This is a genomic window from Hydrophilobacter chitinilyticus (assembly GCF_049860745.1).
In the GTDB taxonomy this organism is placed as follows: domain Bacteria; phylum Pseudomonadota; class Gammaproteobacteria; order Burkholderiales; family Burkholderiaceae_C; genus Rhodoferax_B.
The window spans coordinates 6,007,250-6,020,259 of sequence record NZ_CP187561.1 but is presented as its reverse complement, the minus strand read 5'-3'; the positions used below and the strand labels follow the sequence as shown (position 1 = coordinate 6,020,259).

Annotated in this window: 12 protein-coding genes; 7 read left to right on the top strand and 5 right to left on the bottom strand. The window is 60.4% G+C overall.

Going from position 1 to position 13,010, the window contains the following annotated elements; genetic code table 11:
• Positions 1-53: 53 nt before the first annotated feature.
• Entirely contained in the window at positions 54-1,208 is a 1,155-nt protein-coding gene (locus ACPWMG_RS26950) for an aminoglycoside phosphotransferase family protein (RefSeq protein WP_483302538.1), read from the bottom strand.
• A gap of 140 nt (positions 1,209-1,348) precedes the next feature.
• Between ACPWMG_RS26950 and ACPWMG_RS26945 the strand changes: the two genes are divergently transcribed.
• The 3 genes from ACPWMG_RS26945 to rsmA are packed head-to-tail and all read left to right on the top strand — an operon-like array spanning position 1,349 to position 5,940.
• Positions 1,349-3,742, top strand: coding sequence for an LPS-assembly protein LptD (locus ACPWMG_RS26945; RefSeq protein ID WP_483302537.1), 2,394 nt, complete (start codon positions 1,349-1,351; stop codon positions 3,740-3,742).
• A 29-nt stretch (positions 3,743-3,771) separates the two neighbouring features.
• Complete coding sequence (locus ACPWMG_RS26940; protein ID WP_483302536.1) at positions 3,772-5,145, top strand: peptidylprolyl isomerase; 1,374 nt, start codon at positions 3,772-3,774, stop codon at positions 5,143-5,145.
• Between the two features lie 15 nt (positions 5,146-5,160).
• Positions 5,161-5,940, top strand: a complete 780-nt coding sequence (gene rsmA / locus ACPWMG_RS26935; protein ID WP_483302535.1) for a 16S rRNA (adenine(1518)-N(6)/adenine(1519)-N(6))-dimethyltransferase RsmA — start codon at positions 5,161-5,163, stop codon at positions 5,938-5,940.
• Positions 5,941-6,047: 107 nt separating this feature from the next.
• Here rsmA and ACPWMG_RS26930 read toward each other — a convergent pair whose 3' ends face one another.
• The 4 genes from ACPWMG_RS26930 to ACPWMG_RS26915 all read right to left on the bottom strand — a co-directional run bounded on the left by ACPWMG_RS26930 (position 6,048) and on the right by ACPWMG_RS26915 (position 9,608).
• Positions 6,048-6,176 carry a hypothetical protein gene (locus ACPWMG_RS26930; protein ID WP_483302534.1) on the bottom strand — a complete coding sequence of 43 codons (129 nt, stop codon included), beginning with the start codon at positions 6,174-6,176 and terminating at the stop codon, positions 6,048-6,050.
• A gap of 56 nt (positions 6,177-6,232) precedes the next feature.
• Positions 6,233-6,655: a barstar family protein gene (locus ACPWMG_RS26925; RefSeq protein WP_422834071.1), complete on the bottom strand. Its 423-nt coding sequence runs from the start codon at positions 6,653-6,655 to the stop codon at positions 6,233-6,235.
• A 49-nt stretch (positions 6,656-6,704) separates the two neighbouring features.
• On the bottom strand, positions 6,705-7,109 hold the full coding sequence (locus ACPWMG_RS26920) for a guanyl-specific ribonuclease (RefSeq protein ID WP_483305355.1): 405 nt from the start codon (positions 7,107-7,109) through the stop codon (positions 6,705-6,707).
• 165 nt (positions 7,110-7,274) lie between these two features.
• Positions 7,275-9,608, bottom strand: coding sequence for an NADP-dependent malic enzyme (locus tag ACPWMG_RS26915; protein ID WP_483302533.1), 2,334 nt, complete (start codon positions 9,606-9,608; stop codon positions 7,275-7,277).
• Positions 9,609-9,919: 311 nt separating this feature from the next.
• Between ACPWMG_RS26915 and ACPWMG_RS26910 the strand changes: the two genes are divergently transcribed.
• Genes ACPWMG_RS26910 through ACPWMG_RS26895 form a run of 4 tightly spaced genes read left to right on the top strand, consistent with a single transcriptional unit; the run spans position 9,920 to position 13,006 of the window.
• Positions 9,920-10,696, top strand: a complete 777-nt coding sequence (locus tag ACPWMG_RS26910) for an SDR family oxidoreductase (protein WP_483302532.1) — start codon at positions 9,920-9,922, stop codon at positions 10,694-10,696.
• Positions 10,697-10,720: 24 nt separating this feature from the next.
• Entirely contained in the window at positions 10,721-11,266 is a 546-nt protein-coding gene (locus tag ACPWMG_RS26905; protein WP_422834065.1) for a cupin domain-containing protein, read from the top strand.
• 44 nt (positions 11,267-11,310) lie between these two features.
• Positions 11,311-12,162 carry an alpha/beta fold hydrolase gene (locus tag ACPWMG_RS26900; protein ID WP_483302531.1) on the top strand — a complete coding sequence of 284 codons (852 nt, stop codon included), beginning with the start codon at positions 11,311-11,313 and terminating at the stop codon, positions 12,160-12,162.
• Positions 12,163-12,172: 10 nt separating this feature from the next.
• The gene (locus ACPWMG_RS26895) at positions 12,173-13,006 is read left to right on the top strand and encodes an IclR family transcriptional regulator (protein WP_483302530.1); all 834 of its coding nucleotides are present in this window, start codon (positions 12,173-12,175) and stop codon (positions 13,004-13,006) included.
• Positions 13,007-13,010 lie beyond the last annotated feature (4 nt).

Sequence of the window (13,010 nt, the reverse complement as noted above, 5' to 3'; positions counted from 1 at the left end):
TTGAAAGAGAAGCTTTCTGCGCTTGCTGTGTATGCGTAGAAAGCCAATTTTGCTTACATCCGCCCGTAGGCGAAACCGGTGACGGGTGTGGTGCCTTCAATCTTGTCCACCAGGCGCATCAGCGGGATCAGGTCGCGGTAGCGGCCGGCGGTGCTGCGGATGTAATGGATGAAGCGTGGCGTATCGGCCAGGTATTTGGGTTTGCCGTCGCGCAAGGTCAGGCGCGCAAAGATGCCGGCGACTTTGAGGTGGCGTTGCAGGCCCATCCACTCCACGCCTTGGTAGAAGGCGCCGAAGTCGTCGCCCCAGCCGCTGGCGCTGGCCGCACCCACCAGGCCGAGCTTCTTGGCTTGCTGCCAGTAGCGCACGGTGATGTCGAGCACAAAGTCTTCGTCCCAGGTGAGGAAGGCGTCGCGCATCAGGCTGGCAATGTCGTAGGTGATGGGGCCGTAGACCGCGTCCTGGAAGTCGAGCACGCCCAGGTCGGGATGGTCGGCCGTGCCGGCCATCAGGTTGCGCGGCATGAAGTCGCGGTGCACATAGACCTGCGGCGCGGCCAGGTTGTGCGCCACCAGCTTGCTGAACACGGTGGAGAGGGTGTTCAACATGTCGTTGTCGAGCACCACGCCACGGTGTTGCGTGAGATACCAGTCGGGAAACAGGCTCAGCTCGCGCTGCAGCAGGGCCTCGTTGTATTCGGGCAGCACGCCGGGCTTGGAGGCTTGTTGCAGGCGCAGCAGGCTGTCCACGGCTTGCAGATACATCGGCTGGTTGGCCGTGGGGTTTTGCGCGTCGATGCGTGCCATCATGGTGTCGCTGCCCAGGTCGGTCAGCAGCATGAAGCCTTGCGGGGCGTCCCAGGTCAGCACTTCGGGCACGCGCAGGCCGGCTTGGCCCATCAGCGCGGCAATGCGCACAAAGGGTTCGCTGTTTTCCTTGTCCGGCGGGGCGTCCATGATGATGCGGCTGGCGCCACCCACGGTGTCGACGCGGAAATAACGGCGGAAACTGGCGTCGGCCGAGGCCAGACGGACGGTTTCCGGGCGCAACTGGTGGGCAGCGGCCACTTCGGCCAGCCAGGCGTTAAAGGCGCTCTGGCGCTGGGTGTCAGCCCATTCGATGGCGGCAGATGTAGTGGCAGAGGCGGCCGTTGGCGGTATGGAGTTGGGCGTAGACACGGGGGAAACGGGGGAGGAGGTGTGGCTCATGGATAATCCATTCTACAAATCCGGTCCTGCCGGACGTCGTGCGCGGGTTTCGGCCTGTTCAGTGTGGCGTGCATGCGGGGACATCAACCTGCGCCAAAGCTGCACAATAGTCCGTTTTGTCCGTTCGAATCATTTCTCTGATGTCTGTTCTGTTGAAGCCTTACCACCCGCCCATTAGTGGCCGCGCCCGATTCGCCCGGACTCCTGTGGCCGTGGTGGCTGCTTTGTTGTGTGTGGTGTCGGGTGGTCGTGCCGCACACGCCCAAGCTGCTGACGACGCACCGCTGCGCTTGCGTACCAGCCCCATGTTGGCTGAGCAAGTGCCGACCATCATGCGAGAGCAGTCGCCCACTTTCTACTATGGCGACCGCAGCAGCGGCCAGGCCGATGAGAACCTGGTGCTGGAAGGCAACGCCGTGATGCGCAAGAGCGATATGGTGGTGCGTGCCGACCGCATGGAGTACACCCAGGCCGACGACATGGCCAAAGCCCAGGGGAATGTGTACGTCAACCGTGGTGGCAACATCTATACGGGTGAGCGCCTGGAGCTGAAGGTTGATGCATTTGAGGGTTTCTTCGAGAAGCCAACCTACAAATTTCTGGCCAACGGCGGTCAGGGAGATGCGTCGCGGGCCGAGTTTTTGGACGACAAGCGCCTGCTGTTGCGCGATGCCACTTACAGCACCTGCCGCCGTGAAGGTGGCCCGAGCTGGATGCCGGCCTGGATGCTCAAGGCGCGAACCTTGAATATCGACACGGAAGAGGAAGTCGGCATTGCCGAAGGTGGCGTGCTGCGCTTTCAGGATGTACCGATTCTGGCGTTTCCTGAAATGAGCTTTCCGCTCACCGACAAGCGTAAGTCAGGTTTTCTGCCGCCCACTGTGGGGCTCGACAACCTGAACGGTGTGGAAACCACCGTGCCCTACTACTGGAACATTGCGCCCAACCGCGATGCGACGTTTTTCCCCACGATCATGACCAAACGCGGCATCGATATGGGGGCCGAGTTTCGCTATTTGGAGCCGACCTATAACGGCACGCTGCGTGGCAGTTACATGCCCGACGACAAGTTGCGCGATCGGGAGCGCTGGAGTTATGCCGCCAAGCATTCCGGGTCGATCGATACCGGGATTTCAGGGCTGGGCAAGCTCGGCTTGAACCTTAACCTCAACCGTGTCAGCGACGACAATTACTGGAGCGATTTTGGTCTGCAGAGTGAGTCATTGACCGAGCGCTTGCTGGCGAACGACGGCACCTTGTCCTGGGCATCGGGCAATTTCTCCAGCAGCATTCGGGCGTTGAAGTGGCAGACGTTGCAAGACGCCGCCACACCGATCGTGCCGCCCTACGACCGTTTGCCCCAATGGGTGGGCCGTTATGCGCGTTACGACGTGGGGGGCTTTGATTACTCGCTGGACGCCGACTACACCCAGTTCGAGGCGGACAAACGCCTGACCTTGCAACCCAATGCCAAGCGCAGCTTCATTACCGGGCAGATCAGCCGCCCATGGTTGGCGCCAGGTTGGTTTGTCACGCCGAAGCTGATGTTCAACTCGACCAACTACCAGTTCGACGAGCGTTTGGCGAATGGCATGAACAGCGCTACGGTGACCGTGCCTACGTTCAGTCTGGATACGGGCTTGATTTTTGAGCGTGCTGCCAATTTCTTTGGCAAGAACGTGACCCAGACGTTGGAGCCGCGTGCCTTCTACGTGAACACGCCGTATCGCAACCAGAACTATCTGCCGATCTACGACACCGTTCAGAACGATTTCAACTTCGCCACCGTGTTCACCGAGAACACTTTCAGCGGGCATGACCGAATTTCCGACAGCAATCTGCTGACCTTGGGCCTGACCACGCGTTTTCTGAACGCCGAAACGGCCGAAGAATATGCGCGTTTTGGTGTTGCGCAGCGTGTGCGTTTCAAAGACCAATTGGTGACCATGCCGGGCGTCGCGCCGGTGGTCGATCGCTTGAGCGATTTTCTGGCAGGTGCCTCGGTGAATTGGGACCGCAAATGGTCCACGGACGCCACGGTGCAATACAACCAGAAGACCAACCGTTCGGAACGGGCCTTGCTCAGCGGCCGTTGGAGCCCGAGCGATTACCGCTCCATCAGCGCGGCCTACCGGTACCGGCGCGACCAGAGTGAGTCGGTCGATGTGAGTTGGCAGTGGCCGCTGAACGACTTGTGGGGCGACAAAGGCAAGAACCTTGGCCCGGGCAGGGGGCAAGGTGAAGGGCGCTGGTACAGCGTGGGCCGCCTGAACTACAGCCTGCAAGAAAACAAAATGGTGGACTCGGTGATGGGCTTCGAATACGACGCCGGTTGCTGGTTAGGCCGTATCGTCATTGAACGGCTGCAGCGCAGTACCGATACCGTGAACCAGAAGATCCTGTTCCAGATCGAATTTGTTGGTTTTGCCCGTCTGGGCGCGAGTCCTCTCGCGGCCCTCAGAGAGAACATTCCTCGTTACCAGTACCTACGCGAAAACACGACGACCCCGAGTCGTTTTGGCCAATACGACTGAAGACGTCCACGTCATTTTTGAACCGCAACATGAACCATCGTTTTTTTCAACTGGCTGCGAGCAGCCTGATCGTGCTGGCCGCTTGGCCGGCTCTGGCGCAGGGATTGCGTCCGTCCGGCCAGGCCGGCAACGCCTTTGGCAGCATCAATGCTGCGCCACCAGGGCAGGAAGCCGCGCGCCAGGCCGACTTCATCGTCGCCGTGGTCAACTCGGAGCCCATCACCAACAACGAAGTGCGAGCACGGCTGGCGCGGCTGTCTCAGCAACTGGCCCAGCAAGGTGGTCCTCAGCCCAGCCCGGCTGAACTGACGCAGCAGGTCCTGGAACGGCTGATCTTGGAAAAAGCCCAACTGCAGATCGCACGCGAAAACGGCGTCAAAGTGGATGACGCTGCGGTAGATACTGCCGAGCAGGCTGTGGCCCGGCAGAACCAGATCGATGTGCCTGAATTACGCCGACGTGTCGCCCGCGAAGGCCTGCCGGTGGCGCGTTTCCGCGAAGAACTGCGCAACCAGATGATGCTGACGCGCTTGCGTGAGCGAGAACTGGATTCGCGCGTGAAGATTACCGACGCAGATGTCGACCAGTACTTGCGCCAACAGCAAAACGAAGCCCAGAAAGCCCCTGAGGGATTGAACCTGGCGATGCTGTTGGTGGCGGTGCCTGAAGGTGCGTCCGCAGATCAAGTCAAAACGCTGCAGACCAAGGCCGATGCGTTGCTGGTCCGAGCCAAGGGTGGTGCTGACTTCTCGGCACTGGTGCGAGAAGCTTCTGATGCACCTGACCGAACGAGCGGCGGTGTGTTGGGTATGCGCACCGCAGACCGTTACCCACAATTGTTTGTGGACGGTGTGCGTGACGTGAAGGTGGGCGGTTACAGCGCTGTTTTGCGTTCGCCGGCTGGTTTTCATATCTTGAAGGTATTGGATAAGCAGCAGTCTGGTATGCCCACGGCAGTGCCGCAAAACCATGCGCGGCATATTTTGCTGCGGCCTAGCGCCGAGTTGACGGAAGCTGCCGCCATTGAACGTTTGAACGGATTCAAGCGCCGCATTGAAGCCGGCCAAGCCGAGTTTGCCAACCTGGCGCGCGAATATTCGCAGGACGGCAGCGCCAGCGAAGGCGGCGACTTGGGTTGGAGTAGCCCTGGCCAGTTCGTGCCGGAATTCGAAGAAGTGCTGGATGCCATGAAGATTGGCCAGATTTCGAATCCGGTGGTGTCGCGTTATGGTGTGCACTTGATCCAGTTGCTGGAGCAGCGCGAGTTAAAGCTCACGCCCAAAGAGCAGCGTGAAATGGTGCGCAACGCCCTGCGCGAGAAGAAGCTTGACGAGTCCTACTCCACCTGGTTGGACGAGGTTCGCGCGCGTGCGTATGTCGAAATGCGCGAGCCGCCGCAGTAAACCGGATACTTCATTTTGAAATCTTCAGGGCACATCCCGCGCAAGCGCTTCGGTCAACATTTTCTGACCGACCAAGGCATCATCGGCGCCATCGTCGATGCCATTGCACCCACGCCCGGCGATGCGATGATCGAAATCGGCCCCGGCCAGGCCGCGTTGACCCAGCCGCTGGTGGAGCGTTTGGGCCAGTTGACGGTGATCGAGCTGGATCGCGATCTGGCGCGCAAGCTGCGCGACCATCCGCAATTGACAGTGGTCGAGTCTGATGTGTTGCGCGTGGACTTCGGTGCGCTAGGCGCTACCGTTGCACCGCGCAAATTGCGCGTGGTGGGTAATCTGCCGTACAACATTTCAACGCCGATTCTTTTCCACCTGCTGGAGCACATCGACGTCGTGCAAGACCAGCACTTCATGCTGCAGAAAGAAGTTATCGACCGCATGGTGGCGCAACCCTCCACCAGCGATTACAGCCGCCTCACGGTCATGCTGCAGTGGCGCTACGCCATGGAAAACGTGCTGTTTGTGCCGCCAGATGCGTTTGACCCGCCACCGCGTGTCGACAGTGCCGTGGTGCGCATGGTGCCGCTTGAAAACCCGGTTCCTGTGGCCATCCCGTTGATGACGGAGATGGTGCAGGTAGCGTTCAGCCAGCGGCGCAAGCTGCTGCGCCATACTTTGGGCCGTTGGCTGGAAGAAAAGGCGTTTGCCGGCACGTTTGATGTTCAACGGCGAGCCGAAGAAGTGCCGGTGGCTGAGTACTTGGCGCTGGCCCAGCAACTTTCGCCGCAATCGTGACCTGAAGGCTGTTCGTCAAAACAAAAAGCCCGTCGAACTTGCGCCGACGGGCTTTTTGTTTTGTGCAGACTGCAAGCTTGCTTGCGTCTCCACCTCTGGCTTGCGACTTAAGCGGCCGCGAGCCAGTAACCTGCGTTGAAGGGGCTGCTCATGCGCAACGCCAGAGGCGATACATCCACCAACTTATCGGTGGGCATCTTCTCCGCGTCGTCGGCTGCCATTTCGGCAACGGCCACGACTTCCTCTTCTGCCTCGTTCGCCCGTTCTGCTTGGCTGTTTTGTGCAGAACGGGCTACAGAAAAGAATAGAAGCATCGGAAGGGTATCTTCCGGTCTCCCCAGTAATCTGCGGCATCACGGAAGATGTCCAGCAGTTGTTCGCGGGCTTCTTTGTCGAACTTGGCGTGCGCAGGAATCTGCTCCAGCACCACCACAAAACCTGGCTGAGGGCCGGACTTGTGCAGTGGGTCGGTCATGCAGTCGTAGAGCGCATCAAAGTTTTTGCCAAAGTGCGTTGGGAACGTAAATTGCAGGGCAATCATGTCCAACACGTCCTGTTTGCTTTGCGCATTTGCCAAGTTGGCGTACAGGAAGTGTTGGCCCAGGCCTTGGGCGGCATCTTGCAGGTCTTGCACGCGGAAGGCGCGGATCGACTGCACGATGTTGGTTCTCACATTGCGAAGAGGAATGTCCATCTCCGCCTTCATTTCGTCCATCAAAATATACCCCGGCTAAAAATTCTGTCTTGTGCAGGTGACGCACTGCTTATTCAACGATCTTCCGAAAGCTCGCATAGTGGTCACTGGTGTAGTAGCAACCATCTGGTGTTTGGGGGGGACCTCCGCACACGATACGATTGGCTCCTCTGTGGCGAATGCCAGCGGTTTTTACCGTATATTCACGGTAGTAGCCACGTTGCCGATTGGGGAGAAGCCGTTCACGGTTACCGAACACCGTGCCATCCTTTTCAAAAGGAAACGGGCCACCTTCATGGATCAATCGGTAGGTCACACGGCCTTGCGAAGGGAGTTCAGCCACTGCAATAGTGGCGATCGTCTCTTGCGGCACGGGCGCACGTGATTGCACCAAACTGGTGCAAAGGGCAAGTGCGACTCCAAGAATACAAGCCCGAAATGGCTTGCTTGTACTAGCTGTTCTCACCGGCCCCATCCATTCACACCTTTCGGAAACCTCGGGATAACCCGCAAATTTCAAGGCGCTAGTGTGACGTATTGGCTCTGAAAAAGCAAGAGCCTGCCCAAAATTTGGGCAGGCTCCAGGGGCATACAGTTACAGAAGTTGGTGCTTGCTATCTGTTTGTGCTAATTCGGTGAATCAACGCACCACATTGGCATCGGCCACGGTAAGAGCTGTCATGTTTACAATTCTGCGTACCGTGGTGCTGGCGGTCAGAATGTGTACGGGTTTGGCAGCGCCTAATAGCACGGGGCCAATGGCGATATTGCCACCGGCTGCCGTCTTCAGCAGGTTGTACGAGATGTTTGCCGCATCAATGTTCGGCAGCACCAGCAGGTTGGCGTCGCCTACCAAGGTGCTGTTCGGCATGGTGGCCAAACGGGCGTTGCCGTCCAGGGCGATGTCACCGTGCATTTCGCCGTCCACTTCCAGCCAAGGCGCTTCGGTTTGCAGCAATTCCAGTACGCGGCGCATTTTGACGGCGCTTGGCTGGTTGCTTTGGCCAAAGTTGCTGTGCGACAGCAGCGCTGCCTTGGGCTTCAAGCCAAAGCGCATCATTTCTTCTGCGGCCATGACGGTGATCTCGGCTAACTCTTCCGCCGTGGGGTCGTAGTTGACGTGGGTGTCGACCAGGAACACCTGGCGGCCCGGTAGCAACAAACCGTTCATGCAGGCGTAGATCGGCACGTCTTGCGGCGTGCTGGCGCAGCCGCCGGCGCGTTTGCCAATCACCTGGTCGATGTAGTGCAGGTGCATGGCGGTGTGGCCCCAGGTGCCACAAATCATGCCGTCGACTTCACCCTTGTGCAGCAACATGGCGCCAATCAGCGTCAGGCGGCGGCGCATTTCGATCTTGGCCGTTTGTACCGTCGTGCCCTTGCGCTCGGTCATGCGGTGGTAGGTTTGCCAGAAATCGCGGTAGCGGTGGTCTTGCTCGACGTTGACGATGTCGTAGTCGAGCTCTTCACGCAGGCGCAGGCCAAACTTCTTGATGCGCTCCGCGATGATGGCTGGGCGGCCAATCAGCGTGGGGCGGGCCAGACCTTCGTCCACCACGATCTGCGCGGCGCGCAAGACGCGTTCTTCTTCACCTTCGGCGTAAGCCACACGTTTGCGTGTGGACTTCTTCGCCATGTCGTAGATCGGCTTCATGGTCGTGCCCGACGCGTAGACGAAGCTTTGCAGCTTGTCTTGGTAGGCTTCCATGTCGGTGATGGGGCGCAGTGCCACGCCACTGTCGGCGGCGGCCTGGGCCACGGCCGGGGCGATCTTGATCATCAGGCGCGGGTCAAACGGCTTGGGGATCAGGTATTCAGGGCCAAACGCCAGCTTTTCGCCGACATAGGCGGCAGCCACCACTTCGCTTTGCTCGGCTTGCGCCAGCTCCGCAATGGCGTGCACTGCGGCAATTTCCATCTCTACCGTGATGGTGGTGGCGCCGCAATCCAGCGCGCCACGGAAGATGTACGGGAAGCACAGGACGTTGTTGACCTGGTTCGGGTAGTCGGTGCGGCCAGTGGCAATGATCACGTCATCGCGCACAGCCTTGGCGGCAGCGGGGTCGATTTCAGGCGACGGGTTGGCCAGCGCCAAAATGATCGGCTGCTTGGCCATCTTGCTGACCATCTCTGGTTTGAGCACGCCGCCGGCGGACAGTCCCAAAAAGATATCAGCGTCTTGAATCACTTCGCCCAGCGTGCGGGCCGAGGTGTCTTGCACGTACTGGATCTTGTCTTCGTCCATCAACTCGGTGCGGCCTTTGTAGACCACGCCAGCCAAGTCGGTCACGTAGATGTTTTCGCGCGGCATGCCCAGCTTCAGCAGCAGGCCCAAACAGGCCAGCGCCGCAGCGCCCGCGCCCGAGGTCACCAGTTTGACCTTGGTGATGTCTTTGCCGACGACTTTCAGGCCGTTCAGAATGGCAGCGCCCACACAAATGGCGGTGCCGTGTTGGTCGTCGTGGAAGACCGGGATCTTCATGCGCTCGCGTAGCTTGCGCTCGACGTAGAAGCAGTCGGGCGCCTTGATGTCTTCAAGGTTGATGCCGCCAAAGGTCGGCTCCAGCGAGGCAATGATGTCGACCAGCTTGTCGAGGTCGTTCTTCTCGTCGATTTCGATGTCGAAGACGTCGATGCCCGAGAACTTCTTGAACAGAACGCCCTTGCCCTCCATCACCGGCTTGGACGCCAGTGGGCCAATGTCGCCCAGGCCCAGCACGGCGGTGCCGTTGGTGATCACGGCCACCAAGTTGCCGCGCGCGGTGTAACGAAACGCTGCGTTGGGGTCTTTGACGATCTCTTCGCAAGGAGCGGCAACGCCTGGGGAATAAGCCAGTGCCAGGTCATGCTGGTTCACCAGTTGCTTGGTGGCGGTTATCGCGACTTTGCCGGGATGCGGAAACTCGTGGTACTCGAGTGCAGCCTTGCGCAGTTCTGCACGTTTCTGTTCGGTCTTGCCCGTCGTGTCGGTCATCTAGGGTCTCCAAGCGCGGTTGTCTCCTGACAAACCGTGGTTATGTGGGATAGATCGGGGGCCGATTGTAGACCTCGCATTTGAGCCCAGCCGAGGCGCATGGGTTGTTTCTCTGTAGTTCTTTCCGGTTAACAGGGCGCGCCAATCGCGTTGTTTCGGGGGCAAACGCGCTGTAAGTGTTTTTACGCATGGTTGCGTAGAACGATCTTCATTAAAGTTCGTTCGTTCCATTAATAAATCGATGTTCCACATATAAAACATCACAAGATTGGGGAAAGCAGCACCCAGTCGCCCCGCGAAAAGAAAGACCCATGAGCCCCACATCTTCATCGTCTCCTCAGTTGTTGGCAGGCCGCCGACTCTTGGTGACCGGCGCCGCACGCGGGCTCGGGTTTGCATTTGCTTCGGCTTTCTGTGAAGCCGGTGCTCGCGTGGTCATTGCCGACATCCAAGCCGAACTGTTGGCCGAATCGGCCGCGCAACTGCGCGCACAGGGCTTCGACGCCATCGCCGTTCAAGTTGATTTGTCTGACCCAGCTTCCGTAGACCGCTGCGCCGCAGAAGCCATCGCCGCACTCGGCGGTTTGGACGGCTTGGTGAACAACGCCGCCGTCACCGATTCCGGTGGCCGTGGCATGGCCGACATCGACGTTGCCGTGTGGGACAAGGTCATGGCCGTCAACGTGCGCGGCACCTGGTTGATGACCCGCGCCTGCCGCGCCGCCCTGCGCGAAAGCGGCCGTGGTGCCGTGGTCAATCTGGCATCCGACACCGCCTTGTGGGGCGCGCCCAACCTGCTGGCCTACGTGGCGAGCAAAGGCGCGGTCATTTCCATGACGCATTCGCTGGCCCGCGAACTCGGTGGCGACAACATCACCGTCAATGCCATCGCCCCCGGCCTGGTGATGGTGGAAGCCACCCAGTACGTGCCCGAAAACCGCCACCGCCTGTACGTCGACCAACGCGCGTTGCAACGCGAACAGCTTCCGGCCGACGTGAGCGGCGCCGTCACCTTTGCCTTGTCCGATATGGCCCGCTTTGTCACCGGCCAACTGCTTGCCGTCAACGGCGGCTTCGTCATGAACTAATTGGAAATCAACAGGAGAAAACCCATGAGCCAAACGACTGAACAATCTCAACAACCCAAGAGCTGGGAACAGCCTGAAGGCGTAGGTTTTGACAAGTGGATGGAAAGCCGCGTGGCACGCTTCTCCACGCGCCGCTACGACTTCGACGCGCTGAAGTTCCAAGCCGACTTCGACCCCAAATACCGCCGTGGCCAAATGCGCTACATCGGCACGGGCGGCACGGGCGTTTCGTCTGATAACACCACCATCCCGGCTGAAAACTTCACCTTCTCGACCATGGTGATCCCGGCCGGCAACGAAGGCCCGTCGCACCTGCACACCGACGTGGAAGAAGTGTTCTTCCTGATCCGCGGCAAGCTCAAGCTGGTGCTGGAAAAAGACGGTCAACGTTATGAAACCATCTTGACCGACCGCGACGTCGTCTCGGTGCCTCCAGGCGTGTATCGCGAAGAAATCAACATCGGCGACGAAGATGCGCTGATGTGCGTGATGCTTGGCGCCAAGAAGCCTATCACCCCCACCTACCCGCCAGAGCACCCGCTTGCCAGCATCAAGCGCGAGCCGAAGTAAGCGCACCAGTCTTCGCCAGCACAAACGCAAGCACACCAGCCAGCATGATCACCGCCACACAAGTTGAACGCCTGAACCGCGAGTTCGCGCAGACGGTGGTGCGCCTGCCCAGCGGCGCACAAGTCTCGGTGCGCCAGCGTGGCACGCCCGGCCAAGGTCCCAGCGTGCTGCTGTTGCACGGCATCAGCTCAGGCGCTGCGTCTTGGCTGCACGTGGTCGCCTCCATGGCGTCGCACATCCATGTGGTGGCCTGGGATGCGCCGGGTTACGGCACCTCCACGCCGCTGCCTAGCGCGCAGCCTACGGCCGACGACTATGCCGCGCAACTGCGTGCTGCGGTAGAGGCCATGGGCTTGTCGTCTTGCCTGGTGGTGGGCCATTCGCTGGGTTGTTTGATGGGCGCGGCTTACGCGCAGCACAGCACACCGCAGCAGGTGCCACGCCTGGTGTTGATCAGCCCCGCTGGCGGCTACGGTGCACCAGACCAAGCCGAGGCCCAGGCGCGTGTGCGTGCGCAGCGCCGCGAGGCTTTGGAAACCCAAGGTGTGACAGGCATCGCCGCACGCATCGACCAACGTTTGCTGTCGCCCAACGCCACCGAAGAAGCCCGTGCCTGGGTGCGCTGGAACGCCAGCCTATTGAAGGAAGACGGCTACCTGCAAGCGGTTGAACTGCTGTGCGGTGCCAACCTGGGCGCAGGCCCCGCATTGCAGATGCCGGTGGAAGTGCATTGCGGCGCCGTGGATGTGGTCACCACCCCAGAAGCCAGTGCCCGCTGGGCCCAAGTGTTGGGCGCCACCTACGCCCCTATCGTCGCCGCTGGCCATGCCAGCCCTACCGAACAACCCCAGGCCGTGGCCCAGCTCATCGAGCAGGCGCTGGCGGCCTGTGCATGAGTCCACTGCCATGAGCACCACCCAAGACGCCGACGAAGGCACTGAAAAATACATCGTGCCAGCCCTGGAGCGCGGCCTGCGCCTGCTGGGCGAATTCGGCCGCGAAAGCCGTGCGCTCGGCGCGCCCGAACTGGCGCGCCGCTTGAACCTGCCCCGCTCCACCGTCTTCCGTTTGCTCAACACGCTGGAAGCGCTGGGCTTCATCGAGCGCACGGAAAGCGGCAACGACTACCGCCTGGGCCTGGCGGTGTTGCGCATGGGTTTTGAATACCTGTCGTCGCTCGAACTGACCGAGTTGGGCCAGCCCGTGCTGGCGCGCTTGAACAGCGAGATCCGTTACGCCGTGAACCTGGTGGTGCGCGACAACCGGCACATCGTCTACGTGGCCAAGGTGTCGCCGTCCACGCCGTTTGCCAGCTCGGTGCGTGTGGGCACACGCCTGCCCGCACACGCCACGGTGCTCGGCCGCATCTTGCTCGAAGACCTGACGCTGCCCGACCTGCAAGCCCTCTACCCCGAGCCCGAGCTGGAAGTGTTTTCCAGCTGCACCCCCAAGACCACGTTGGACTTGTTCAACATGGCGCAAGAAGACCGCGAACGCGGCTACGCGCTGGGCGAAGGTTATTTTGAAGCCAGCATCTCCACCGTGGCCGCCCCGGTGCGCGACCATTCGGGCCGCATCATCGCCGCCATGGGCGCAACCATTCCCTCGGCGCACATCGAAGCCGCGCAACTGGAAGAACTGGTGCAGCGTGTGCGTGCCTCGGCCGAAGAGTTGTCGGCATTGCTCAACTACAAGCCGGGCGCCGAGCGCGCCAAGCGTGCCGTCACCGCCGGCAACTAAGCCC